This window comes from Methylophaga sp. OBS1 (assembly GCF_026319365.1).
Window position 1 is genome coordinate 150361 of sequence record NZ_JAPDMS010000005.1, and the last position, 25436, is coordinate 175796.

Consider the following 25436-nt stretch of genomic DNA (forward strand, 5'->3'; position numbering starts at 1 on the left):
GGCGCATCAGGTCAAATTGCATCTTAGCTGAACAGCCGTTGATAACGCCAGCTTATTTACATCCTGAAGTCGCGGCCGAGATAAACGCTCAGTACCTTCTTGTTCTTAAGAATTTCCTCAGGTGTGCCGCGGGCAATGACTTCGCCTTCATTGAAGATGTAGGCGCGCTGACAGACATTGAGCGTTTCACGGACATTGTGGTCAGTGATTAAAATGCCAATGCCCCGCTCAGCCAGTGCTTTGATAATGCCCTGAATATCCAGCACCGAAATCGGATCAACACCGGCAAAGGGTTCATCGAGCAGGATGAATTGCGGGTCCATGGCCAGCGCCCGGGCGATTTCCACCCGCCGGCGCTCACCGCCTGACAGAGACATGCCCCTGGATTTGCGGATGTGGTCGATATGAAAGTCCTGCAGCAGTCTTTCCAGCAGATCGTTTCGTTGTGCTGCGCTCAGTTCATTGCGGGTTTCGAGGATGGCGTAAAGGTTATCCTCAACACTGAGCTTACGGAATACGGACGCTTCCTGTGGCAGATAACCGATGCCCAGGCGTGCCCGGTCATGAATCGGATAATCAGTGAGATCGTATTGATCCAGAAAAATAAAGCCGTGATCAACCGGGACCAGACCCACGATCATATAGAAGCTGGTGGTTTTACCGGCCCCGTTGGGGCCCAGCAAACCAACAATCTCACCACTTTTTACATCCAGAGAGATGTCTTTAACGACCTGACGATCACCGTAACGCTTCGCCAACTGCTGCGCGGATAAAATACTCATATTCAGCCGGGATTATTGCAGATAGCGGCTGTTGACCCAACCGATCACGACTTCACCATTGATGGTACCGCGAACCTGAGCCCAGTTGGTCTGACGGGTCAGCACGATGACTTCCATCGACTCTGTCAGCGTGCCCAGTTTCTGATACTGGGTGCCGGGACCGGTGCGGACATTCAGACGGCTTGTTGTCATCGCCGTCGGATAGGCCTTGGGCTCGACAGCTTGATTTTTGCTCTGCGTGTCATTGCCGCCTTCAGATTCTGCTGCCGGCGCAGACTGTTGGGGTGTGGGTGCAGTTTTGTCGTCTGATTGAGCCGGTTTACGGGTATTTTGTGGCTGGATGATGATATGGACCCGGCCTTTTTTCTGAGTTTCGCCGTCTACGGTCACGGGGCGGGAGTTAGCACTGACCACATTACGCTCAATATCGTACTCGATGTAATTGCCGGTAAATTCATCACCGTTCTGCCAAACATAACCGTCGCCGATCAGATAGATTTTCTGACGGTCGGCATAATATTCCATTTTCAGTGCTTTAGCCTTGACCGGGTTTTCGCCGGGCTTGTGCACCTGCTGGTAGGTGGCGCGCTTGCCTTCAGCGACGGCCTTGGTGAGCTGTTTGTTTTCATCGTAAAAGAAGGTAATGATATCGCCGGTAATGCGCAGCGTGCCCTGGGTCAGAATGGCATCGCCCTTGTATTGTGTGACGCCTTCACGATCATCCAGCTGGGCGTGGTCAGCCTCAATACTGATAGGTTTCTCACGGTCACTGGGCAGAGCCAAAGCCATTGCAGGCATTAGCATGGCAATCGCAAGCAGATTAATTAGCGGGCGCATCATATTGTCCTTTTACCCTCGAATGCAGGTTGATTGTTTCATCATCCAGTGCAGCATGCAGACCAACAGCATCGGTCACCCCCTGCGGTGAATGAATGGTCACTGGCTCCTCAGTATAAGCCGTGTTGTCTTGCGTATTCAGTGTCAGTCTCTCAGTACGCATTTCAAAAGCGGGATCATCCTTGTTGCTGATAATAACATTTCCGGTCAGCAGTATCGTTTCCGCATCGCCCTGCGTATGGCCATGTCTGGAGCTGACCACCCATGTGTCCTGACCCGGTTCCAGAAACTCAGTGATCGGCTGGATGATCTCGGTGGAATCATCATGCGGAAAATGCGCCATTTCATCGCCTTTGACTATTCGAGCCGGCTCACCATTAATGTCCATAATCGTCATAGTGAAGTCAGTCATGGCGTAGTCACTGGTTCGACGGATCTCAGTGCTTTGTTGCGATGGCTGACTGTTGTCGTGAAAAATCAGCCACAGACTGAAGCCTGTGATCAATAACAGGCCCAGTCGAGCGTATAGGGGCAGGTTAAAAATGGCGTTCAATTTGATCCTGCAGGTTACCCTGTCCTTCCATAATCAGTTCACACACTTCGCGGGCAGCACCATGGCCGCCATTGGAGGGGGTGATCCAGTGTGCATGTTTTTTGACGAGGTTGTCAGCATCCTGCACCGCGACAGCAAGCCCGACCCGACTCATGATTGACAAGTCCACCCAGTCATCACCCACATAGGCGCATTCTTCGGGTTGCAGGCCCAGTTCTTCAATCAATTGTTCGAATACGGGGAGCTTGACGCGTTTGCCCTGAAATACATGATTGATACCGAGACCATTCATCCGGTGCTCAACGGTTTTTGAAGTACGGCCGCTGATAATGGCGATTTCCACGCCGGTCAGCTGAAGCAGCTTCATACCATGCCCATCCCGGGTGTTAAAGGCTTTATATTCCTGGCCATCATCGCCGATGATAATTCGGCCGTCGGTTAAAACACCATCGACATCAAAAACGACCAATTTGATTTTCTTCGCTTTTTCCAGAATATCCTGCATTACTTTTCCTGTTAGACCACACCGGCACGCAGCAAATCATGCATATTGATAGCGCCGGCCAGTTGTTGTTGTTCATTCAGAATGATTAGGGCGTTTATTTTGAAACGTTGCATCAGTTCCAGTGCCTCTGCGGCGAGCATATCCGGCTTACCGGTTTTGCAGCCACGAGTCATGAAAGCAGACAGCGGTTCAGTATGTATGTTCACTTCCTGTGCCAGAACACGCCGTAGATCACCATCTGTAAATATCCCCACGACTTGCTTGCTGTCGTTGGTCACTGCAGTCATACCCAGGCCTTTGGCCGACATTTCAATCAAAGCTTCACTGATTAATGCCGATTCGCTGATGGTGGGGATTGCCGAGCCGGTATGCATGATATCACTGACATGCAACAGGAGTCGTCGACCCAGCAAACCGCCCGGATGTGACATGGCAAAATCTTCAGCCGTGAACCCCCGGGCTTCCAGTAGAGCGATGGCAAGTGCATCGCCCATTACCAGGGCGGCGGTGGTGCTGGAAGTTGGCGCCAGGCCGAGCGGACAGGCTTCACGTTCAACACTTACATCCAAATGGGCGCTGGCACATTGCGCCAGTGTTGAGTCGGGCCTGCCGGTCATCGCAATCAACGGCACATGGCGTCGTTTAATCAACGGCAGGATCGTCAGAATTTCACCGGTTTCACCGGAGTTGGACAGGGCCAGTACCACGTCTTTATCGGTGATCATGCCGAGATCGCCGTGGCTGGCCTCGCCGGGATGAACAAAAAATGCTGGTGTGCCGGTACTGGCCAGTGTGGCGGCAATCTTGCTACCGATGTGACCTGATTTTCCCATCCCAATGACGACAATCCGGCCGCTACAGTCCAGCATAAAATCACAGGCTTTGATGAAATCGTCGTTGATACGATCGCGCAAAGCCGCCACGGCAGCCAGCTCGGTGTCGATGACCGCACAGGCAAGTTCTCTGAGCTTATCGTGATTGATTTGCATTAACTGAGTCCAGGCATATTCTGGTAAGCAAGAAGGCTGTTATAGCCAATATAGACCATCAACATCAATACCCCGGCGACCCGGCCTATACGACCCTCAGAACAGTAACAGGCAAACAGGAAAAGGCCAAGCGCGAGACCGATCATGAATGGGAAGTCACGGTAGAGCAGCATCGGGTCGACTGCCGTCGGTGCAATCAGGCCTGGCATCGCAAGGACCGCCAGCAGGTTGAAAATATTGGAGCCCAGGATATTACCGACTGCGATGTCATGTTCATTTTTCAGCGCGGAAACGACACAGGCGGCCAGTTCCGGCAGGCTGGTGCCGATAGCCACAATAGTCAGGCCGATAATCAAATCACTGACACCGAGCATCGTGGCGATACCACTGGCACCCCAGACCAGGGACTTGGAGCCGATTAGCAGTGAAGCGAGGCCAATCACAAAATACCCGCTGGCTTTGCCGGTCGACATGTTAGGTTCGGCATATTCCTCGGCAAATTCGGCTTCCAGTGGGTCACCCGTACCGAGGCCTTTATAGGCCATCCAGCCCATCGCTGCGATAGTCAAAACAAAGCCGGCAAACAGAATACTGCCATCAACGCGGCTGAGCACGCCGTCCGTAATCATCACCAATGTCACCAGCATAACAATGGCCAGTACTGGAAATTCTCTGCGTAAAGTCGAAGAGTTGACCACCAGAGGCGTGATCAGGGTGGTGACTGCCAGCACCAGACCAACATTGGTGATATTGGATCCGACCGCGTTACCAATACCCATGGATGGTACGCCGTCGAATGCAGCCAGTGCTGAGACCAGCATTTCCGGGGCGGAGGTACCAAAGCCGACAATAGTGACACCGACAATCAGAGGAGAAACGCCCAGGTTACTGGCCAGATTGGCGGCGCCGTCGATAAAGCGATCTGCGCCCCAAATCAGCACTGCGAAACCGGCGACGATGGCGAGAATAAATAGAATGCTGGTCATAATGCTCCGTGACTGTCTGAATCCGGTTTATTTGAAACATAAAAAAGCCGGGTCAAAACCCGGCTCTTTATTATAGAGTCTCAATCCGTGATTGTCGTGTCAGTCGTCTTCGAAGACATCGAACTCGTCATTCATTGGTGGATTACCGTCAAACACCAGATATTGCCGGCGAGACATATAAGCATCACGAACATAGCTGTATTCATCGGTAGCGGCCTGATCCAGCACTTTTTCCGCTTTCAGCAGATTGGCACGGGTGTCGACGACGCGGGTGCCGACCAGCGCAATACGCGCATCATCACCTTCCACATACATCACAGGATCGGTAAACATATCGCCAATCAAACCGAAGGTATCGCGTACATTGCGGGGGCCGAAGAAGGGGAGAACCACATAAGCACCGGGCTCTGCACCCCAGACACCCAGGGTTTGACCGAAGTCTTCATTATTCTTGGTGAAGCCACTCAGGCTGGCGACGTCAAAAATACCTGCTACGCCTACCGTGGTGTTCAGCACGAAACGATGCGTGTCACGGTAGGCCTGGTAAAACTTGCCCTGGAACAGATCGTTGATGATGACCGTGATGTCATTCAGGTTGCTGAAGAAGTTGCTGACGCCCTGGCTGATGGGGTCTGGCACGACTGCGTCGTAGCCCCGGGCAACCGGTTTGAGCACGGCGGTATCGACGGCGTCGTTAAATTTATACATGGCGCGGTTGTAGCCTTCCAGTGGGTCGCCGGCGCTTGCGCTTTGGTTAGTGGTGGCACAACCGGTCATGAACAGAACCATGACGGCGATACCCAATCTGAAAACGGTACGGAGATGTGTCATTGAAATCTTTATCCCTGTTTTTTCTTATTTGACTGGCAAATAATCTCATGCCACTCAGGGCCGATCAAGAGATTGTGTTGTAATTTCGGCAAACAGCAGGATAAATATGTTGTATAAACGCAACAGCCATCAGCTTCCCTTGGCTGAATGCCTGTGACCATGCCACTCGGGGTTCTCAGTATTGTCGTACATATATCCGGCAAAGACTTCGCTGCAGGCAAGCCAGCTGTTTTGTCTGGCAAAGTCGATACAAGCCTGCGAATCCAGCACCAGGGCTTTTTTAACGGCTTCTTCAAGATTCTCACTCAGACTACCGGTGACACTGTCTTTCACCACATCAGCGGGCCCCGTCACCGGATAGGCCGCGACCGGTACGCCGCAGGCCATGGCTTCCAGTAACACCAGGCCGAATGTGTCCGTACGACTGGGGAAAACAAAGACATCGGCCGCTGCCACATAGCTGGCCAGTTCTCTACCGAATTTGGCGCCGGTGAACATGACCTCGGGATAATCCTGGCGTAGCTGTTCCAGATCCGGGCCATCACCGACCACCACCTTACTGCCGGGCAAATCCAGATCCAGAAAGGCCTGAATATTCTTTTCCACCGCGACACGGCCCATATTCAGCATGATGGGTCTGGGTAGGTCCAGTGGCTGTGGGGTGTTCGGTGTGAAAATGTCGGTATCAACGCCGCGGCCCCAGACTTCAACATTGTCAAAGCCACGCTCCAGCAACCGCTGGCGTTGTGACTCGGTCGGAACCAGTGTGTGCACGGCTTTACCATGAAAACGACGTAGCCAGGCATAGGTCCAGCTCAGCGGAATCGGTGCGCGCAACCTGACATATTCAGGAAACTGGGTGTGGTAAGAGGTGGTGAACTGAAATTTGTTACGCAGACACCAGCGTCTGGCAGCCATGCCCAGTGGGCCTTCTGTCGCGATATGCACAGCATTGGCGTGATGCTCGTTAAGTAACTGAGCCACTTTACGACCGGGAAACAGAGCAAGCGGTATACTCGGATAGCTCGGGCAGGGAATGGTTTTAAACAATTCAGGAGTAATAAAGTGGACTTCATGACCCAGTTGCTCCAGACATTTGCGGGTCTGTTTTAAAGTCCGCACTACCCCGTTGACCTGGGGTGTCCAGGCGTCGGTTACTATCACTATTTTCATTGAGATTGTCTGACCTATGCTGCCTGCACCAGCGCTTGTGGTTGTTCCACCAGATCGGTCCAGTAAAGAATTTCCATTTCACCGTTAGGGTGTTCGACCAGTGCGGTGCAGCTCTCGACCCAGTCACCGCAATTGTAGTAATCAACATTGTGATGACGGGCAATTTCGGCACGGTGAATGTGACCACATACTACGCCGTCAACGCCCTGGCGTGCGGCTTCATGCGCCACCGCTTCTTCAAAGTTGCTGATGTATTGCACGGCATTTTTGACTTTGTGCTTGAGAAACGCCGCCAGTGACCAGTAAGAAAAGCCCAGTTTTCGGCGCACCAGATTCACATAACGGTTAGCACGTAGCAGCCATTCATAAAGTCTGCTTCCAACTTTGGCAAGTAGTGGCGAGATTTTCACCACGCTATCGAACTGGTCACCATGCAGGATCAGTAATTTACGGTTATCGGCAGTGGTGTGAATGACTTCATTTTGAATCTCGACGTTGCCAAACACGGCCCCGTCATAATCACGCAGCATTTCGTCATGATTGCCCGGCACATAGATGACCTTGGTGTTGTGCTTGGCTTTACCCAGCAGGGTACGAATCACGTTGTTATGGGCCTGGGGCCAGAACATTTTCTTTTTCATTTCCCAGACGTCGATAATGTCGCCGACGAGGTAAAGATAGTCACATTCCACTTTATGCAGAAAATCGAGCAGGAAATCGGCGCTGCAACCACGGAATCCCAGGTGAATATCGGATATCCAGACGCTGCGAACTTTTATCTTTTCTTTCTGACTGACTTGTTTTTGCATAATGTGCCCCTACCTTTTATCTTGAGCGCACACTAACTAATTAATATTTCAGCCTGATTAACCTTTTATTGCAGTATCGTGACGTAAGACCGTCAGGGCGGCTGTCGTATACTCAGGGCTTACACCGGATCAGAGAGAATTATGAGCAATCCATTACTAGACGATTACACCTTACCGCCGTTTTCCAAAATCAAACCGGAACACGTTGAACCGGCTGTGACGCAGGCTATCGACAAAGCCAGAGAGGCAGTCAACACGCTGCTGACGCAGATTTCCGAGCCGACCTGGGAAACGCTGGTGGAACCGATGGAAGAAATCGAAGCCAGCATTGACCATGTCTGGTCACCGGTCAGCCATATGAACTCGGTGGTCAATTCCGATGAACTGCGCAAGGCCTACAATGCCTGTCTGCCAATGCTGAGCGAGTTCGGTACCGAACTGGGGCAGAATGAAGACCTCTACCGCGCCTATAAGACACTGGCAGAAAGCGACGCCTACAAACAGCTTGATACCGCGCAGAAAAAAGTGATTGATAATGCGATTCGTGACTTCCGCCTGTCCGGCGTCGAACTGCCACCGGCACAACGCGATCAATATAAAAAGATCACGCAGAAGCTGACTGAGCTTAGCGCCAAATTTGAAGAAAACCTGCTTGATGCGACCCACGCCTGGAAAAAGCATATAACTGATGAAGCCATGCTTTCAGGCCTGCCACCTTCTACCGTGGCGATGGCAGAGCAGTTTGCCAAGCGTGACGGTCTCGAAGGCTGGGTCTTTACCCTCGACTTTCCCTCTTACATGCCGGTGATGTCCTATGCAGACAACCGGGAACTGCGCGAAGAAATGTATACCGCGTTTGCGACCAAAGCCTCTGACCAGGGCCCCAATGCCGGTAAGTGGGACAACACTGACGTCATGGCTGAGATTCTGAAACTGCGTCATGAACTGGCCCAACTACTGGGCTTTAATAATCATGCTGAACGTTCTCTGGCCACAAAGATGGCTCAGAGCCCGGAGCAGGTGCTGGAGTTTCTGAATGATCTGGCTGGCCGCAGCAAGCCGATTGCTGAAAAAGAGTTTGAAGCGCTCAAGGCCTACGCCAAAGAAACCGCGGGCATGGACGATCTGGAAGCCTGGGATGTCACGTATTTTGCTGAGCAACTGCGTCAGCAGCGTTACGCCATTTCCCAGGAAGAACTCAAACCGTATTTCCCGGAAGACAAAGTCGTTAATGGCCTGTTCGCGGTGGTGAACAAGCTTTACGGGCTGGACATTACCGAACGTAAAGACGTCGACATCTGGCATAACGATGTCCGTTTCTTTGAAATTCGTGAGGCCAGCGGTGAACTGCGGGGTCAGTTCTATCTGGATCTCTATGCACGCCAGCACAAACGTGGTGGCGCCTGGATGGATGAATGCCTGGTGCGCCGTAAAACCGCCGGTGGCATCCAGACCCCGGTCGCTTTCCTGACCTGTAATTTCTCGGAACCGGTCGGTGGCAAACCGGCGCTGTTCACCCACGATGAAGTGACCACCCTGTTCCATGAGTTCGGTCATGGTCTGCATCATATGCTAACCAAGATTGATTATTCGGGTGTCTCCGGTATTAACGGCGTCGCCTGGGATGCAGTCGAACTGCCCAGCCAGTTTATGGAAAACTGGTGCTGGGAGCGTGAGGCACTGGATCTGATTGCCGGCCACTACGAAACAGACGAACCGCTGCCAGAAGCGCTGTATCAGAAAATGATCGCGGCGCGTAACTTCCAGTCAGCAATGATGATGCTGAGACAACTGGAATTCTCGCTGTTTGATTTCCGTCTGCACCTGGAATTCGATCCCAACGAGTCTAATCAGGTCGAAAAGATCCTGGCTGAAGTGCGGGATCAGATTACGGTCGTAAAACCACCTAAATTCAACCGTTTCGCTCACAGCTTCGCGCATATTTTTGCCGGTGGCTATGCGGCTGGTTACTACAGCTATAAATGGGCGGAAGTCTTGTCTGCCGATGCCTTCTCCAAGTTTGAGGAAAACGGCATTTTCGATCGCAAGACCGGTCTGGAATTCCTGTCCTCCATTCTGGAACAGGGCGGTTCCAAGGAACCGATGGAACTGTTCATCGAGTTCCGTGGCCGTGAGCCCGAGATTGATGCCTTACTCAGGCATTCCGGGATTGCCGCTTAAACAAAAAAGGGCCGAAAGGCCCTTTTTTTATGTGCATGCAGAAAGCGGGATTATGAATTCATGCAGATTTGTACGCTTTCCTGTGCGGTCTGAATCATCACCATCACATCGTCTTTAGTCACCAGACCGGCATCAATATCTTCTTTCAGTTTCTGATTCAAAGCACGGGTAGTATTGGCGACATCACCGCCTTCAGCCACCGGCACAATCGCCTGATCACGATATTCATTAGGCAGGTTACTCAGACCTTTGATCTGACATTCAGCCATTTTGGTGACATAGGCATCAGCTTCACTACGAATGGCCTTAGCAGTCATGTCCGGTCTGTCACTGCTGAGTTTTTTCACGACCAAAGGTTTCATCTGCTCGCTGTAGTGCTTTTTGTAGTTTTCTTCTACCTGGGCATCCATAGCCAGGGCTTGCTGAGCGGTGAAAACAAAAGGCAGGAGTAATAATAGTTTTTTCATTGCATATCCTTTCGTGTTGGAGCCCCGATAACATCACCGGGGTATTGCTACTGAAACATAAGGCGTTGGGAATCAATTTACTGTGAACGATTGATGCATCAATTAGAATGATGCCAACACCGAGATTCAAACCAGAGTCTGACAGAAAACGCAGATAATAAAAAAGGGCAAGTTGTGCCCTTTTTCAAAATTCAGACTGATTCAGCGAAGCTGGCTGTCTTTACTGCCACGGCGGTTAAACAGGCCCGCGGCTTTGTTTTCCTTATCGACTTCTTCCTGACACTGCACGCACAGACGCACCCCGGGAATCGCCTCACGGCGCGCTTCCGGAATCGCTTCTTCACATTCTTCACAGTACTTCAGGCTTTCGCCCTTGGGCAGTCGCCCACGCACGGCGCTGACCGCGTCTTCCACACTGGCATCAATTTGATCCTGTACTGCCCCGTCTCGGGACCATCCTCCAGCCATAACAACCTCCAAATGACTGATTCATAATAGTTTCATTATATTGTAATAGTGGGGATTGGGATCAAACTTCTCAAGGTGGTTAATTATTGTTCGTAGGTTGGGCTGAGGTACGAAGCCCAACTGACTTTCTGTCATTGCGAGGCCGGTAGGCCGTGGCAATCTCTCTGAGCTTAGTTTTTGGTCAAAGCTGGTACGCTGCCGCGGGGGGGGGCATTTATTTTGTTTGTCCAAAAATTCATTAGGAATTAAAAGAAACCGTGGCTTTCCCCAAGCCAAAGTTTCGCCTTGTTGGCGAGTCAGGGATTTGCGCGCCCAAATCCCTAACAACCCAAGGGCGCCCCAATGTGCTGGCCTGCGGCTCCACTCGTCACAACATTGATTCAGGCGGTCGGCTAAAACTCGCTACGCTCAGACACTAGCCGCCCTCAGACCTGAATCAATGTTATTCCTCGCCAGCACAAACGGGGGATAAGGGGCTAACCCTGTAGGCAGGGATAGTAGTTGCCCCCTCTCCCTCGAAGGGAGAGGGGTGGGGTGAGGGTGATTCCGCCCTTTTGCGCCGCCGAGCATCGCTGAGGTGACTGGATCAGTGCGAGCGCATGTTTGAGCGCAGCGAGTTCGCGAGCACCCAGTCACATCGAGAAGCGCAGGGGGAACCCGCAGGGCAAGCATGGGTCTGGCCTTTTTTGGTTCGTTTTTTGGCCACGCAAAAAATGAACTTGTGAATTGAATAATTCACAACCAATGAAAAGTGAATTACCCACTGGTTCATGGGCTTTTAGAGCTTTATGCCTCGGAATTCCAGGGCTTTCAATATTTGTTTCTGTTTTGATAAGAGAGACTTGCTGTCCGCAGGTAAGTCTAGGAAGTCGTTTGCTTCATCAAGTGAGTCGAAGTGGGATGCATTGCCTAGGTGAAAGAGTATTAACTGTCGGAAATAAAATTGTAGTTGAAAGCAAAATGTTTTGGCTTTTTCACTTTGGTCTCCTGAATGGACAGTTCTATTACGAAATTCTCTTAAATGTTCAAGCAACTGGCGGTGATACTCTTCTTCATCAAAAAGGAACGAACAGCGTTTAATAATTCTGTCATACCGCGCTTCATTGGGGGATGCCAAAGTTTCCATAGCACCCCATATTCTAATGGCAGCTGTATTTGGGTCATTTTCATCTAGAGCTCTAACATATCTCAGGAGTGCATCCTTAATCACAAGATGGTATGGAGAGCTAGATAGCTTTTCTAAACAAAATTTAAAATTCTTTTCTAGTTGATCTGGTTTGTTATGGTGAAAAGGCATCGTCTCCTGAAAATTTGGTTCGTACCAGAACATTTCAGTAGCGTGATTCCCTGATTTAAGATGAAGAGTGTGGGCTTAACCTAACCTTATTTTATTAATTGGCGAGTATGGATCGCCCATTAATTCCATCCCTGAGTTTGAGAACATAGACAGAATAGCCCTTGAGATATCGAGAGCGTTCAGAGCTTTTGATGCTGCTGCTTGAAAAGATTTTGCTTTGGCAGACACGATAACCTTTCTGTAACCGGGATGTTCAGAGTATGTTTTAGTTCTGTTTTTTTGAATAATAATATCCCTTGATGAGTATTTCTTAGGGTATTGCTCCCCGATAAACCTGATTTTTGATCCATCAAGATCAATTTTTTTGAAAGGTAGTGGGGCAGATAATGACAAGGATGTGAGTAGACGGTATTCAATCTGTTTAGTTGATAGTTCAGCGTTTGCCACTGCATTCAATGATTTCGCAACACTATCAAGAGTCAAAATCCCTTCTGATGCCGCTTTCCCCAAACCTCTTGACACGAGAGAGTCTATATTGAGTTCATTGGATATAGCTTGGGGAATCTCAAGCATTGAGAATAATGAGGCAAACGCCTCATGGTATTCAAATCCAGAGTAAGAAACTCGCCCCTCTTTGTTAACTGATTTAATACTCTCAATTTTATCTAATATGGCTTGAGGGTTGAGTCCACTTCGTTTCTTCCATTTGATTGGCATGAAGTCCTCCATTGACAATTCAAACTGGTTACAGCGGTAGATGTTTCATGGCTTAATGCTTTTCAAGTCTATCTTAGAGAAACATCGGGTTATGAACATTAATTGATCTAGGTCAAACCTGCTAAGCTACTCCCACCCAAATAAAAATAACCAGCACCCATGAAATACACCGATCTCCGAGACTTCATCTCCGGCCTGGAAAAACAAGGCGAACTCAAACGCATCACCACTGAAGTTGATCCATCCCTGGAAATGACCGAAATCGCCGACCGGGTGTTACGGGCAGGCGGTCCGGCACTGCTGTTTGAAAACCCTAAAGGCTCAAACGTCCCGGCTTTGCTGAACCTGTTTGGTACACCGAAACGGGTGGCGATGGGGATGGGCGAGGAGTCAGTCGAAGCTTTGCGTGAGGTCGGCAAACTGCTCGCTTTTTTGAAAGAACCGGAGCCGCCCAAGGGCATGAAGGATGCCTGGAGCAAGTTGCCGATCTTCCGGCAGGTGATGAATATGGGTCCCAAGATCGTCAAGAAAGCCGCTTGTCAGGAGCAGGTGCTTGAAGGCGATGAGATTGACCTGGCGAATTACCCGATTCAGTTGTGCTGGCCGGAAGATGCGGCGCCACTGATTACCTGGGGGCTGGTGGTCACCAGAGGGCCGCATAAAGAAAGACAGAATCTGGGCATTTACCGGCAACAGGTGATTGGTAAGAACCGCGTGATTATGCGCTGGTTATCGCATCGTGGCGGCGCGTTGGATTTCAAGGAATGGCAGCAGACTTATCCGGGCGAACCGTTTCCGGTCAGTGTGGTGCTGGGCTGTGATCCGGCCACCATCCTCGGGGCAGTGACACCGGTGCCCGATACTTTGTCGGAATATGCCTTTGCCGGGCTTTTGCGTGGCAGCAAGACGGAGCTGGTGAAATGCATCGGCAATGACTTGCAGGTGCCGGCCAATGCCGAGATTGTGCTGGAAGGTTTTATCTACCCGGATGATATGGCACCGGAAGGGCCTTATGGCGACCACACCGGTTATTACAATGAAGTCGACAGCTTCCCGGTGTTGACCATTGAACGGATAACCCAGCGCCAGAACCCGATTTATCACAGCACCTATACCGGCCGGCCACCGGATGAACCGGCGATTCTCGGCGTGGCGCTGAACGAGGTGTTTGTGCCGATTCTGCAGAAGCAGTTTCCGGAGATTGTCGATTTCTATCTGCCCCCTGAAGGCTGTTCCTACCGGATGGCGGTGGTGAGTATGAAGAAGCAGTATCCCGGTCATGCCAAACGGGTGATGATGGGGGTGTGGTCGTTTTTACGGCAGTTTATGTATACAAAATTCGTGATCGTCGTCGATGATGATGTCAACGTGCGTGACTGGCAGGATGTGATATGGGCGATTACCACCCGCATGGACCCGGTGCGTGATACCACCATGGTGGAAAACACGCCGATTGATTATCTGGATTTTGCCTCGCCGGTATCGGGACTGGGCTCCAAGATGGGCATGGATGCGACTAATAAAATGCCGGGTGAAACCGACCGTGAATGGGGGCGGCCGATTGAACGCGATCCGGCAGTGGTGGCCAAGATTGATGCGATTTGGGATGAGCTGGGGCTGGAGTAGAATTAAGTTGATCGTATAGTCTTCAAGACCGATTCCAGAATTGGGTTAAGTGCACACCCCCATCCCGGCCTTCCCCCGTCGAGGGGGAAGGAGCGGCGTACTCAACCCAGATTGGCACCGTCTTATTCCTTCTCCCCATGGCGGGAGAGGGTCGGGGTGAGAGGGAAACATCAAAGGGAGTCTTTATGATTGAAAGCGCTTTACTGTTGTTTCTGGTCATCGACCCCTTTGGCAATCTGCCTTTTGTGCTGGCGGTGCTGAGCGGTACTGAAAAGTCTCACTACCGCAAAACTATACTGCGTGAGACCTTGCTGGCTTTACTGGTGCTGGTGGTATTCGCGCTGGTCGGCGAGGCTTTGCTGGGGTATCTCAGTATTGAGCGGGCTTCATTGATGGTGGCCGGTGGCGTGATTCTGTTTCTGATCTCGCTGAAGATGATCTTCCAGTCGGCCAAAGATGTGTTTGCCGGCGATTACAGTCACGATTCCTTCCTGTTTCCGATCGCCGTGCCCTGTCTGGCGGGGCCGTCGGCGATTACCACGGTAATGATTCTGCGCTCTCAGCAACAAGCCAGTCTGTTTGAATTATTACTGGCTTTGTTACTGGTACTGGTGACGGCGTTTCTGATCTTTCTGCTCGGACGACGGCTCAGTGACTGGCTGGGTGAGCGCGGCATCCGGGCAGTGGAAAAGCTGATGGGGCTGTTACTGAATCTGGTCGCCGTCAATATGATGCTGATTGGTGTCCGTGACTTTCTTGGCTAGTTAGTCGGCAAAAAAGTAACCGGCAATCAGATAGAAAATATTGAGCGCCGACAGCGCCATGATCAGGTAAAAGGTGATTTTCATACCCAGGACCCGGCGTTCGCCATCATTACGCTGCAGGGCAGTGGCGTGAATAAAGCGTCCTGTCAGCAGGGCGATACCAGCGATATGAATCAGCCACCAGGGCGCACCGGACCACTCCAGGATAATCATCAGAATCAGGGTGATGGGGATATATTCAGTGGCATTACCCTGAACCCGGATGGCGGTCTGCAGGTCGGGATGGCCGTCATCTCCCAGCAGTACGCGGTGCTGGCGGCGCAGCTTGATAACCTGAAGTGAGAGTCTCACTATCCACAAAGCACAAAGACTGGCATATAAGGCAGTAATCATGTTTTTTTCCCTTGGCTGTGACCGTCAGTATTTTCTTCTACCCAGTGCGCGCCTTCCGGGCTGAATTCCTGTTTCCAGAATGGGGCGCGGTATTTGAGTTCTTCGATCAGCCAATTGCAACTATCGAGCGCCGCACGCCGGTGCGCCGACCAGCAGGCGATAACCACAATCGCATCGCCGGGGTAGATATCGCCGACGCGATGGACGATAAGGCAATCCAGCAAAGGCCATTGTTCCCGCGCCTGTTGTTCCAGTTTCTGCAGGTATTGTTCTGTCATCGCCGGATAATGCTCCAGCCGCATTTTGCTGAGACCTTCGCGGTCACTGAAGTCACGCATGGTGCCGACAAAACTGCCGATAGCGCCGAAGCGACCCGCCTGCTTCAGGTTGGTCTCCTGTGTGGCAATAAGCTGCCAGGGGTCGATGTCATGTTCACTGACCCAGCTGCTCATCTCAGCCCCCGGTTACCGGCGGGAAGAAAGCCACTTCGTCGCCGTCTTCCACCGGGTCATCGAAGCGGGCATATTCAAGATTAATCGCGACCAGCACATTATCAGGACGTGGCGCATTTTCGGTGGCCTGGTCCCAGGCCTCACCGGTGGTTTTGGCGGCACTCAGCTCAACTTCGGACTTGCCGATTTTGTCACGCAAACTGGCAAAAAATTTGACTTGGATACTCATCTGGTTGATTGTTTCAGCAAATTTCAAAATAGTAGGATAACACTTGCAATGGCGGAGTTAACCCATTTTAATCAGGCCGGTGAAGCCCATATGGTTGATGTTGGCGGCAAGCAGGTCACTGACCGCATTGCGGTGGCAGCCGGCACGATTTCGATGTTGCCTGAGACCTTCAGGCTGATTGAAGCGGGCGGCCATAAAAAAGGCGATGTACTGGGCATTGCCAGGATTGCCGGCATTATGGCAGCCAAGAAAACCTCGGATTTAGTGCCTTTATGCCACCCGCTGGCGCTGAGCAAGGTTTCTATCGAGTTTGAGCTGGACCCGGATAACTCAGCCGTACATTGCCAGACCATGGTGGGTACCAGCGGTCAGACCGGGGTGGAAATGGAAGCGCTGACCGCGGTCCAGGTCTGCCTGTTGACCATTTACGATATGTGTAAAGCCGTTGATCGCGGTATGGTGATGACCGATATCCGGCTACTGGAAAAGGCGGGCGGCAAAAGCGGCCACTGGCAGCGTGATTAAACGAAAATTTCTTTAAAGCTCACCGGCTCTCCCGAGCGCGATGTGTCATAGCCGGAATAGCCAGCGAGATTGTGATGAAAAGCTTCGCTCTTGAGCAGGGAAATAATTTCAGTCACCCGCTCATCCTCGATCAGATGATTCGGCACCGCCAGACAATAGTGCTCCCACACAAGGGGAATGAATTCGAGGTTGAATTTGTCGGCCATCGGCGCAATGCCGAAACCGACATCGGCGGCGCCACTGGCCACCATCGCCGCGACCGCCATATGGGTGAACTCTTCATGCAGGTAACCTCTAATCCGGCTGGCCGGGACGTCATGGACCTGTAGTAGTTGATCAAATAACAGACGGGTTCCGGAGTCAGCCTGGCGATTGATGAAAGTCAATTTGCCATCAGCCAGGGAATGGATATCCTTGACCTGTTTCGGGTTGCCGCCCGCGACCATCAGGCCCTGATTGCGTTTCACCACGTAAATCAACTGATGCGCGTCTTCGTTCAAAATCTCCAGATAATCCTGTTTGACCTGATGCCCCAGTTCACCTACCGGGATATGAAAGCCGGCGATGTGGCAGTCACCGTTACGCAGCGCGCGCAAACTTTCCAGACTGCCATGAAAGTGCAGATCCAACTGGAAATCGGACTGTTGATTGATCAGGTCCCGCAAGGCCCCGACTGCAAGACCATGGCTGGCAAAAATATTAAACCCTTCAGCATGGTTGCGATTCAAAATGGCTTCAAACTCGCGTTTGAACTGAGTGGAGAAGTTATCCAGCTCCGGAGAAAAAGAAGCGGAGAGATGACGGTTACCATGCATCAGTTTTTCACCGGCCGGTGCCAGTTTGGCGCCGCGACCCCGCTCCAGAATGACCAGGGGATGACCAAGCAGGGATTCCCATTTATTCACCAGTCCCCATGCAAACCGATAGGACACACCCAGGCGGTCGGTCGCTTTTTTAAGCGAGCCTTCAGACTGCACCGCTTCCAGTAACTGAAACAGAATCGTATCAAGGTCATGGTTTTCACCATGTCGGCTCATTTGCCAGTGAAAGTTAATTTTGATATCCATATTTATGTTGTATAGTTCATATTTAAATGCTTGATAACTTTGATTGTACTCAAGTATTCAGTCTTTATATATGTATATTAAGGCATATTAATACGACAGTTTTATTACGCTTAGGGAGAAAAAGATGAAATTGAAAACCACAATGCTGCTTGCGGGACTCACCCTGACCACTGCGATGCCCGCTTATGCCGGTTCTGAAATCGAAACACTGATCACGATGCTGCATCAGAATGGTACGGTCAGTGATGCGCAATATAAGCGACTGATGGCAGAGCTGAAACAGAACCAGGTTCAGGCAGCCGAAGAAAAAGCCGAAGTCGAAGAAAAACTGGCCGAGGCGACCAAGCCATCCGATGTGGAAGTCACCACCAACGGCGGTCTCAAGGTCAAAAGCCGCGACGGCAAATTTGAAACCAGGCTCGGTGGCCGTCTTCAGGCTGATGCCGCTGCCTATGGCGGCGAACCCGACTTGGGCGATGGCACCGAGATCCGTCGTGCTCGACTTTATTTACAGGGCACCATGTATTACGACTGGGGCTATAAATTGCAGTATGACTTCGTTGACGATGGCGCCAGCGGCATTAAGGATGCTTATCTGAGTTATAACGGTTTTGATAATCTGGAAATCAAAGCCGGTAATTTCAAAGACCCTTTCAGTTTGCAGGAACAGACCAGTTCCAAGTACACCACTTTTAGCGAGCGGGGGTTGCCATCAGCCTTTGCTCCCGGCCGTCACATGGGCGTTATGGCAACAACGAATCATCAGAACTGGACGCTGGCAGGGGGCTTGTTCGGGGATAAAGTCAATAGCGAGGGTGGTGCCGATGATGAAGGTTGGGGTGCTGGAACCCGGTTCACATGGGCACCCGTTAATAATAAAACCGAGGTGGTACACCTGGGGCTGGGGCTGAATTATCGTGAAACGGGTGGTGTGAACTCAGCGCGTTTCCGTCAGCAGCCTGAAACACATGTTGCCGGCATCAATATTGTTGATACCGGAACCATTGCGATGATTGATGATTTCCTCAAAGTGGGCGCTGAGATTGCCACTGTGCAGGGGCCTTTCTCAGCGCAGGCCGAATATATCACCACTTCTGTCAACCGTGGCAGTGGCAGTGATTTGGATTTTGACGGCTGGTATGCCCAGGCAGGTTACTTCCTGACCGGTGAGTCACGTAATTACAAGAACGGCAAATTCGGTGGCATTACTCCCAAAGCTAACGTAGGAGAGGGAGGTATCGGTGCCTGGGAAGTCGCGCTGCGCTTCAGTACAGTGGATCTGAGTGATGCGGATATTGACGGTGGTGAAGCGGATTCGATGACGCTGGGTATGAACTGGTATCCAACGCCGACCCTGCGCTTTACCGCCAACTATGTCAATGTGCTGGATGTGAATGGAGGCGCCAATGATGGTGACGAGCCAAGCGTATTCCAGTTACGCAGTCAGTGGGCCTTTTAGTCATTTTTACGTCATGATTTTCAGTTAATTAAGAGAAGTAAATGACAGACAAATCATAACGGAGGTTGATGATGATACTCAGACAATGGTTAGGCTTCACACTACTGGCAATACTTAGCACTTCAGCGATGGCCGTAGATCACCTGAAGATGTCGACCACGACCAGTACTGATAACTCGGGCTTACTTGCCGTGTTGAACCCGGCGTTTGAAAAGCAACACAACGCCCAGGTGGATGTCATTGCCGTGGGTACCGGTAAAGCCCTTAAAATCGGCAGCAATGGCGATGTCGATATCGTCTTTGTGCATGCGCCACAGGCCGAGCTCAGCTATGTACAGGCGGGTGATTTTATCGATCGCACGGCGGTGATGCATAATGACTTTGTGATCGTGGGCCCGGCATCTGATCCAGCGAATATTGCCGCGGCAGAAAACGCGGCCGGCGCCTTTATTCGCATTGCCCAGGCTCAGGCTGATTTTGTATCACGCGGTGATGACTCAGGCACCCATAAAAAAGAGAAAGCTTTGTGGGATAACGCGGGACTTGCGCCCTCAGGCAAATGGTATATTGCTGCGGGTCAGGGAATGGGCGCGGTGCTGAAAATGGCTGACGAGAAAGGCGCCTATGCGTTGGCTGATCGCGGTACCCAAATTGCCTACGCCGACAAGATGAATCTCAAAGTGTTATTCGAGGGCGATGAGGTGATGTTTAACCCCTATCACATTATGGCTGTGAACCCGGAGAAACATGATCACGTGAATTATGAGTTGGCAAAAAAATATATTGATTTCGTCGCTGGCCCTGAGGGGCAGAAAATTATTCGTGACTTTCGTATAAAAGGACAGCAATTGTTCCATCCTGATGCAATCAGCGAATGATTAAACAGGAAACGGGCTGCCTGTCAGGGCAGCCCGTTTTCATTACTTGGCTTTTTTGGGTTTGACTTCGCCGATGGCGCCATCAGCCCGGGCTTTGAGATAACGATAGAGCTGTTCACGGCCTTCCATGACCTGGGGGTTCGAGCCCCATGCGGGCATGCTGCCGATCTGGCCGGTTTTGCCGTTTTCCACAACATCAAAAAATTCCTGCTTACTGATGACGGTCAGACTCTCTGCCAGGTTGGGACCTACCATGCCCTGACCATAGGTGCCGTGACAGCGGGCACACCAGTTACGGTAAAGCTTGAAACCTTGATAAGTTTCAGCGTCCAGCTCATGGCCATTGGTGACTGTGTAAGCTGGCTCTTCAGCAGTCGCTGCGAAAGGCAGCATGAAGAGAGCGGCTATCGCAGCGGCTTTCAAACCTTTATTTGTAGACATCGTTTTTCTCCATCTAATCTGAACTTTGAGGCTGGATGCGTATGCCAGCACTTCATGATTCAATATTAGGGAGAAAATCCCTGATTGAAATGGGTGATTTGCCTATCAGGTGGGGCAAATGACCCAATTTAAGTAAATTCTAATAAATCCTCAACCCTGACTCATCAAGGCTCTCAGGTCGATAATGGCGGCATTGGCACGGGAAATATAAGAAGCCATCACCAGTGAATGATTGGCAAACAGCCCGAAGCCACTGCCGTTAAGAATGATCGGGCTCCAAACGGTGGCCTGTGTCGCTTCCAGCTCACGAATAATCTGACGCAGGCTGACCAGGGCGTTTTTCTTTCTCAAAATATCAGCAAAGTCGTGCTCCACAGCTTTTAACAGGTGGACCAGTGCATAAGTGGTGCCGCGGGCTTCGTAGAAAACATCATCAATTTCATACCAAGGGGTTTTGCTGACAATCTCATCGGCTGTCGGCGTCGATTGCATGGCATCCGGCTCACCAGCAAGATCGGTATTGACCCTGACTTGCCCGACGCTGGCGCTTAAGCGCTGTGACAGACTGCCCAATCGTTTTTCAACAATGGCCAGCCAGGCAGCCAGGTTGTCTGCCCGGGCGAAGAACTGGGCTTCATCATTGCCAGTGCTGCCCAAGCGGGCACGATAAGATTGCAGCGCTTTGATACCGGTGCGGTATTCACGTTCACTGGGCGGAAACAGCCAGGACTCAGAGTTGAAATTGAACTGCGGTTCAGCCTCGGCCAAATCCGGATCTTCCAGTGATTGCGACTGGCTGCGGCTGATGTCATTGCGCATGGCACGGGTGAAGTCCCGAATCTGCACCAACACACCGAACTCCCAGTTGGGAATATTGTCCATCCACACGGATGGCGGCATCACGTCGTTTGAGAGGTAGCCTCCCGGTTTATCCAATAGGGTCTGGGCGAGTTCGATGGCGGTTTCGGTTGAGGTGTAACCGGTCACCATGGCCTGTTGTTCCAGTTTGGCTGTCTGACGGGCGTGCTCAACCGGTTCAAACGTCGCTGGCGCCATGTTCCACCAGAACATCAGCAGCAACATCAGTATAGCGAAGGTGCCAATAACCACACTGCCAGCTTTGATGATTTGTATGCGAGTCGTGTTATCAGCGAAGCTGTCGCTGACAGTCCAGCCGAAATCACGAAATTTTTGGGTCAAGCTTTTCAGGGCCATAGCGCACTCTTTTTGATGTAGTCCGGATTAGCTTATGCGTTAGATACTTGTAAAACAATGGGGAGTTGTCAGACAGAATTCAAACTTGACTTCATTTGACAGACACCAGAATATGACGAGTTTGCAAAAATGATTAGGAAGCGGGGGACGCTTTAACTATGACGTTGAGAATCGAGATCGATGATCTGGCCAAACACTTTGGCGCGATTAAAGCCGTTGATGGCGTGTCATTTTCCGTCAGCAAAGGCGAAGTACTCGGGTTTCTCGGACCAAATGGCGCCGGCAAATCCACCACCATGAAAATGATTACCGGCTTTCTGGCACCGACCAGAGGCACGGTCCGGGTCTGTGGTTACGATGTGTTGAAAGACCCGATATCAGTCAAAGCGCATCTGGGCTATCTGCCTGAGGGAGCGCCCGCTTACGCGGATATGACGCCGGACAGTTTTCTGCATTTTATTGCCGAAATCCGGGGTCTCAAGGGTTCTGACAAAAAACGTGCAGTCGGGCTGGCTGCAGAACGCGCCCGTATTACCAATGTGATGTTTCAGCCCATTGAAACGCTTTCCAAAGGCTACAAACGCCGTGTTGGTCTGGCGCAATCCATTCTGCACAACCCGCCGGTTCTGATCCTCGATGAACCGACCGATGGTCTCGATCCCAACCAGAAACACGAAGTCCGTACGCTGATTAACGAAATGGCCGAAGACAAGGCTATCATCATCTCAACCCATATTCTTGAAGAAGTACACGCGCTGTGTAACCGCAATGTGGTCATTGCCAACGGCAAGATCAAGTTCGACGGCACGCCACAGGAACTGGAGTCCAAATCACGCTACTACAACGCTGTTTGCGTCAATGTAGCGAATATCGAGCAGCAGGCTTTTGAAAACTTCCTCAGTTCTCTGGAGTTTGTCGCCAATGTGGAAAAACTGAGCGGCGAAGCGGGTTTCCGGGTCTATCCACAGCATGGCCGCCAGATCACGGCTGAGTTGTCGGAAAAAATCCGTGGCAATGGCTGGGATATTGACGCCCTGCATGCCGAGCATGGCCGTCTGGATGAAGTTTTCCGCAGTATTACCCTGCCCAACGCGGAGTCAATCAAATAATGAATATGCAAAATATCTGGTTCATTATGAAGCGTGAGTTCAACGGCTACTTCGCGACGCCGGTGGCTTACGTTTTCATTATTATCTTCCTGTTACTGACCGGTTTTTCGACCTTTTATGTCGGTAACTTTTTCGAACGCGGCGAAGCCGATCTCTATCCCTTCTTTTCACTGCACCCCTGGCTTTATATCCTCTTGATACCGGCAATTTCTATGCGTCTCTGGGCCGAAGAACGCAAAAGCGGTTCTATCGAACTGTTGATGACATTGCCGGTATCGGTATTCGAAGCCGTGCTGGGTAAGTTCTTTGCGGCCTGGGCCTTTACCGGTCTGGCTTTACTGCTGAATTTCCCGCTCTGGATTACGGTGAATTACCTGGGTGATCCGGATAACGGGGTGATTGTTGCCAGCTTCCTCGGCAGTCTGTTGATGGCCGGTGGCTTTCTCGCTATTGGTTCCTGTATCTCTGCGATTACCAAGAACCAGGTGATTGCCTTTGTCATTAGTCTGGTCATCAGCCTGATATTCGTGCTGGCCGGTTTCGGTATTGTCATCGACTTCTTTGCCGGCTGGGCACCGCAGACGCTGGTGGACGTGATCAGTTCATTCAGCTTCCTGACGCATTTTGATGCCATCAGTAAAGGAGTCATAGACTTGCGTGACATGCTCTATTTCATCTCTTTGATTGCCATCTGGCTGTTTGCCAATGCGCTGATTGTTAATGCGCGCAAGGCCGACTAGGAGAGAATGCAAAGATGAATAAACAACTGTTATCAACCACGGGTCTGCTTCTGGCCATTATCCTGTTTATCGCGTTCAATATCGTGGTGAACGGTAACTTCAAATCCGCCCGGGTGGATTTGACTGAAGACAATCTTTACACCCTGTCCGAAGGTTCCATCAATGTACTGGAGTCGATGGCGGAGCCGGTGACCTTGCGTTTCTACTATACCGAGAAGACCGCGCAGGCATTGCCCAGTCTTAAAGCCTATGCTCAGCGGGTACAGGAACTGTTGCTGGAGTATCAGCGTGCCTCCAACGGTATGATTCGTCTCTACACGAGTAGTCCGCAGCCATTCTCTGATGAGGAGCAGCGCGCCAAGCAGTATGGTCTGCAGTCGGTACCGATCGAAGGTGAGCCGGATCCGCTGTATTTCGGTCTGGCCGGCACCAACCTGCTGGACGGTGTTGAAACCATTCCATTCTTCCAGCCTGAGAAGGAAGACACGCTGGAATACGACCTGACCAAGCTGATTTATAAGCTCTCCAACCAGGATCGTAAAACGGTGGGTGTCATCAGTTCACTGCAGGTCGATGGTGAGCAGTATGATCCGATGAAAGGTGAGGTGGCCTCGCCTGATGGCGCCAAACCCTGGGCAATGATGAATGAGCTGCGTGAAATGTTCGACGTCACCATGCTGCCCAAGGATATTCGCCGTATTCCTTCCAGTATCGATGTACTGGTGGTCGTGCATCCCAAGGACTTTCAGGACACCACGCTCTACGCGATTGATCAATATGTACTGGCCGGCGGTAAGCTGGTGAGCTACGTCGATCCTTACGCCGAGCTGGATGAACCGGAAAAAGATCCGGATAACCCGATGGCAGCGATGCTGGCTTCGCGCAGCTCCAATATGGATGAACTGTTTAAAGCCTGGGGCATTGAACGTGCCAGTGCCGATGTGGTCGCTGACCGTAAAACCGCGACCAAAGTCGATTTCGGTGCCAGAACCGATCACCAGCCGATTGACTATGTGTTGTGGCAGTCGCTGGATGAAAGCAATTTTAATGTCGATGAGCGGATTACCTCTGCCCTCAATCGCGTTAATGTGGCGACGCCGGGGTATTTCAAAATCCTGGAGGATAAATCCACTGAAGTGACACCGCTGGTGTCGTCGAGCAATGAAGCGATGCTGGTCGATAAGCGTGTGGTTCAGTTCCGTAATGACCCGGTCGCCCTGCTCACTAAATATGAGCCGGGAACCTTGAGCTATCCCTATGCAGTCCGGGTTCAGGGGGCTGTCGCCACGGCATTCCCTGACGGTGCCAAGAGCAAAACCGGTGAAATCAAGAAAATGCCGGGCCATCTGGATACTGCCAAAGGCGATATTGATGTGATCGCGGTGGCTGACGTCGATGTCCTTGATGATAGATTCTGGGTTGAGACGCAGGATTTCTATGGCGAACAGCTGACTTTCACCACATCCAATAATATTGATTTTCTCATCAATAGCATTGAGGACCTGACCGGTAGCGAAGGGCTTATCAGTGTGCGTTCTCGAGCAGGATTCACCCGGCCATTTCACAAGGTGATTGCGCTGCAGCGTGATGCTGAGAAGCGTTTCCGTACCAAGGAGCGCGAGCTGCAGAATAAGCTGAAAGAGACCCAGCAGCGTATTGCCCGTATGCAGGTTCAACGCAGCGGCAGCGGTGAGCAGATCCTGACACCGGAACAGCAGAAAGAAATCGCCGAGTTCCGCTTGACGGCCAACAAGACCGAACAGCAACTGCGGGAAGTGCAGTCGAACCTGCGCAAGGATATCGACCGTCTGGATACGCAGCTGAAGTTTTTCAACATCGGTCTGGTGCCTGTTCTGGTGGCCTTGCTTGCCGTGTTTACCGGATGGATGCGTATCCGTAAACGTAACAAGGCGCGGAGCCAGCAGTAAGCGTTGAAGCTGTTA

28 protein-coding genes are annotated in these 25436 nt (G+C 51.3%); 9 read left to right on the forward strand and 19 right to left on the reverse strand.

Annotated elements, in window-relative coordinates:
* Positions 1-56: 56 nt before the first annotated feature.
* The 9 genes from lptB to OMQ46_RS14340 all read right to left on the reverse strand — a co-directional run bounded on the left by lptB (position 57) and on the right by OMQ46_RS14340 (position 7465).
* The gene (gene lptB, locus OMQ46_RS14300; RefSeq protein WP_416234848.1) at positions 57-788 is read right to left on the reverse strand and encodes an LPS export ABC transporter ATP-binding protein; all 732 of its coding nucleotides are present in this window, start codon (positions 786-788) and stop codon (positions 57-59) included.
* A 6-nt stretch (positions 789-794) separates the two neighbouring features.
* Entirely contained in the window at positions 795-1622 is an 828-nt protein-coding gene (lptA, locus tag OMQ46_RS14305; protein WP_266237963.1) for a lipopolysaccharide transport periplasmic protein LptA, read from the reverse strand.
* Entirely contained in the window at positions 1603-2172 is a 570-nt protein-coding gene (gene lptC, locus OMQ46_RS14310) for an LPS export ABC transporter periplasmic protein LptC (protein ID WP_266237965.1), read from the reverse strand. The genes lptA and lptC overlap by 20 nt, the downstream gene beginning before the upstream one ends.
* Positions 2156-2677, reverse strand: a complete 522-nt coding sequence (gene kdsC, locus OMQ46_RS14315) for a 3-deoxy-manno-octulosonate-8-phosphatase KdsC (protein WP_266237967.1) — start codon at positions 2675-2677, stop codon at positions 2156-2158. Before kdsC ends, lptC begins: the two co-directional genes overlap by 17 nt.
* Before the next feature lie 11 nt (positions 2678-2688).
* Positions 2689-3666: a KpsF/GutQ family sugar-phosphate isomerase gene (locus tag OMQ46_RS14320; RefSeq protein ID WP_266237968.1), complete on the reverse strand. Its 978-nt coding sequence runs from the start codon at positions 3664-3666 to the stop codon at positions 2689-2691.
* Positions 3666-4652 (reverse strand): calcium/sodium antiporter, encoded by a 987-nt coding sequence (locus tag OMQ46_RS14325; RefSeq protein WP_266237970.1) that lies wholly within the window; start codon positions 4650-4652, stop codon positions 3666-3668. The genes OMQ46_RS14320 and OMQ46_RS14325 overlap by 1 nt, the downstream gene beginning before the upstream one ends.
* A gap of 99 nt (positions 4653-4751) precedes the next feature.
* Positions 4752-5483 carry a VacJ family lipoprotein gene (locus OMQ46_RS14330; RefSeq protein WP_266237971.1) on the reverse strand — a complete coding sequence of 244 codons (732 nt, stop codon included), beginning with the start codon at positions 5481-5483 and terminating at the stop codon, positions 4752-4754.
* Positions 5484-5612: 129 nt separating this feature from the next.
* The gene (locus tag OMQ46_RS14335; protein ID WP_266237973.1) at positions 5613-6656 is read right to left on the reverse strand and encodes a glycosyltransferase family 4 protein; all 1044 of its coding nucleotides are present in this window, start codon (positions 6654-6656) and stop codon (positions 5613-5615) included.
* A 14-nt stretch (positions 6657-6670) separates the two neighbouring features.
* The gene (locus OMQ46_RS14340; RefSeq protein WP_266237976.1) at positions 6671-7465 is read right to left on the reverse strand and encodes a UDP-2,3-diacylglucosamine diphosphatase; all 795 of its coding nucleotides are present in this window, start codon (positions 7463-7465) and stop codon (positions 6671-6673) included.
* A gap of 141 nt (positions 7466-7606) precedes the next feature.
* Between OMQ46_RS14340 and prlC the strand changes: the two genes are divergently transcribed.
* Entirely contained in the window at positions 7607-9646 is a 2040-nt protein-coding gene (gene prlC, locus OMQ46_RS14345; protein ID WP_266237978.1) for an oligopeptidase A, read from the forward strand.
* Between the two features lie 50 nt (positions 9647-9696).
* Here prlC and OMQ46_RS14350 read toward each other — a convergent pair whose 3' ends face one another.
* The 4 genes from OMQ46_RS14350 to OMQ46_RS14365 form a co-directional block, all read right to left on the reverse strand.
* Positions 9697-10113 (reverse strand): hypothetical protein, encoded by a 417-nt coding sequence (locus tag OMQ46_RS14350; protein WP_266237980.1) that lies wholly within the window; start codon positions 10111-10113, stop codon positions 9697-9699.
* Positions 10114-10314: 201 nt separating this feature from the next.
* Entirely contained in the window at positions 10315-10581 is a 267-nt protein-coding gene (locus OMQ46_RS14355) for a DksA/TraR family C4-type zinc finger protein (RefSeq protein WP_266237982.1), read from the reverse strand.
* Positions 10582-11359: 778 nt separating this feature from the next.
* Positions 11360-11911, reverse strand: coding sequence for a DUF4145 domain-containing protein (locus OMQ46_RS14360; protein ID WP_266237983.1), 552 nt, complete (start codon positions 11909-11911; stop codon positions 11360-11362).
* Positions 11912-11953: 42 nt separating this feature from the next.
* Complete coding sequence (locus tag OMQ46_RS14365) at positions 11954-12595, reverse strand: hypothetical protein (protein WP_266237985.1); 642 nt, start codon at positions 12593-12595, stop codon at positions 11954-11956.
* A gap of 159 nt (positions 12596-12754) precedes the next feature.
* On the opposite strand from OMQ46_RS14365, the gene ubiD reads away from it, so the two are divergent.
* Both ubiD and OMQ46_RS14375 read left to right on the forward strand, forming a co-directional pair.
* The gene (ubiD, locus tag OMQ46_RS14370; protein WP_266237987.1) at positions 12755-14221 is read left to right on the forward strand and encodes a 4-hydroxy-3-polyprenylbenzoate decarboxylase; all 1467 of its coding nucleotides are present in this window, start codon (positions 12755-12757) and stop codon (positions 14219-14221) included.
* Between the two features lie 185 nt (positions 14222-14406).
* A complete protein-coding gene (locus OMQ46_RS14375) occupies positions 14407-14985 on the forward strand; it encodes a MarC family protein (protein WP_266237988.1) in 579 nt (192 codons plus the stop codon).
* On the opposite strand, the gene OMQ46_RS14380 is transcribed toward OMQ46_RS14375, so the two are convergent.
* Genes OMQ46_RS14380 through moaD form a run of 3 tightly spaced genes read right to left on the reverse strand, consistent with a single transcriptional unit; the run spans position 14986 to position 16059 of the window.
* Positions 14986-15378 (reverse strand): MAPEG family protein, encoded by a 393-nt coding sequence (locus OMQ46_RS14380; protein ID WP_266237989.1) that lies wholly within the window; start codon positions 15376-15378, stop codon positions 14986-14988. It abuts the gene before it with no gap.
* Entirely contained in the window at positions 15375-15830 is a 456-nt protein-coding gene (locus OMQ46_RS14385) for a molybdenum cofactor biosynthesis protein MoaE (RefSeq protein WP_266237990.1), read from the reverse strand. Before OMQ46_RS14385 ends, OMQ46_RS14380 begins: the two co-directional genes overlap by 4 nt.
* A 1-nt stretch (position 15831) precedes the next feature.
* Complete coding sequence (gene moaD, locus OMQ46_RS14390) at positions 15832-16059, reverse strand: molybdopterin converting factor subunit 1 (protein WP_266237992.1); 228 nt, start codon at positions 16057-16059, stop codon at positions 15832-15834.
* A 48-nt stretch (positions 16060-16107) separates the two neighbouring features.
* On the opposite strand from moaD, the gene moaC reads away from it, so the two are divergent.
* The gene (moaC, locus tag OMQ46_RS14395; RefSeq protein WP_266237994.1) at positions 16108-16584 is read left to right on the forward strand and encodes a cyclic pyranopterin monophosphate synthase MoaC; all 477 of its coding nucleotides are present in this window, start codon (positions 16108-16110) and stop codon (positions 16582-16584) included.
* Here moaC and OMQ46_RS14400 read toward each other — a convergent pair.
* Positions 16581-17651, reverse strand: coding sequence for a substrate-binding domain-containing protein (locus OMQ46_RS14400; RefSeq protein WP_266237997.1), 1071 nt, complete (start codon positions 17649-17651; stop codon positions 16581-16583). The genes moaC and OMQ46_RS14400 overlap by 4 nt on opposite strands.
* Positions 17652-17775: 124 nt before the next feature.
* Between OMQ46_RS14400 and OMQ46_RS14405 the strand changes: the two genes are divergently transcribed.
* Positions 17776-19110: an OprO/OprP family phosphate-selective porin gene (locus OMQ46_RS14405; RefSeq protein ID WP_266237999.1), complete on the forward strand. Its 1335-nt coding sequence runs from the start codon at positions 17776-17778 to the stop codon at positions 19108-19110.
* A gap of 68 nt (positions 19111-19178) precedes the next feature.
* On the forward strand, positions 19179-19988 hold the full coding sequence (locus tag OMQ46_RS14410; protein WP_266238001.1) for a substrate-binding domain-containing protein: 810 nt from the start codon (positions 19179-19181) through the stop codon (positions 19986-19988).
* Between the two features lie 42 nt (positions 19989-20030).
* Here the strand turns inward: OMQ46_RS14410 and OMQ46_RS14415 are convergent, their stop codons facing one another.
* Positions 20031-20429 carry a c-type cytochrome gene (locus tag OMQ46_RS14415; RefSeq protein WP_266238003.1) on the reverse strand — a complete coding sequence of 133 codons (399 nt, stop codon included), beginning with the start codon at positions 20427-20429 and terminating at the stop codon, positions 20031-20033.
* Between the two features lie 150 nt (positions 20430-20579).
* A complete protein-coding gene (locus OMQ46_RS14420; RefSeq protein WP_266238005.1) occupies positions 20580-21644 on the reverse strand; it encodes a DUF2333 family protein in 1065 nt (354 codons plus the stop codon).
* A 158-nt stretch (positions 21645-21802) separates the two neighbouring features.
* On the opposite strand from OMQ46_RS14420, the gene OMQ46_RS14425 reads away from it, so the two are divergent.
* Genes OMQ46_RS14425 through OMQ46_RS14435 form a run of 3 tightly spaced genes read left to right on the forward strand, consistent with a single transcriptional unit; the run spans position 21803 to position 25421 of the window.
* Positions 21803-22753 carry an ABC transporter ATP-binding protein gene (locus OMQ46_RS14425; RefSeq protein ID WP_266238007.1) on the forward strand — a complete coding sequence of 317 codons (951 nt, stop codon included), beginning with the start codon at positions 21803-21805 and terminating at the stop codon, positions 22751-22753.
* Complete coding sequence (locus OMQ46_RS14430; protein ID WP_266238008.1) at positions 22753-23493, forward strand: ABC transporter permease; 741 nt, start codon at positions 22753-22755, stop codon at positions 23491-23493. Before OMQ46_RS14425 ends, OMQ46_RS14430 begins: the two co-directional genes overlap by 1 nt.
* Before the next feature lie 14 nt (positions 23494-23507).
* Positions 23508-25421, forward strand: a complete 1914-nt coding sequence (locus tag OMQ46_RS14435; RefSeq protein ID WP_266238010.1) for a Gldg family protein — start codon at positions 23508-23510, stop codon at positions 25419-25421.
* Positions 25422-25436: the final 15 nt, after the last annotated feature.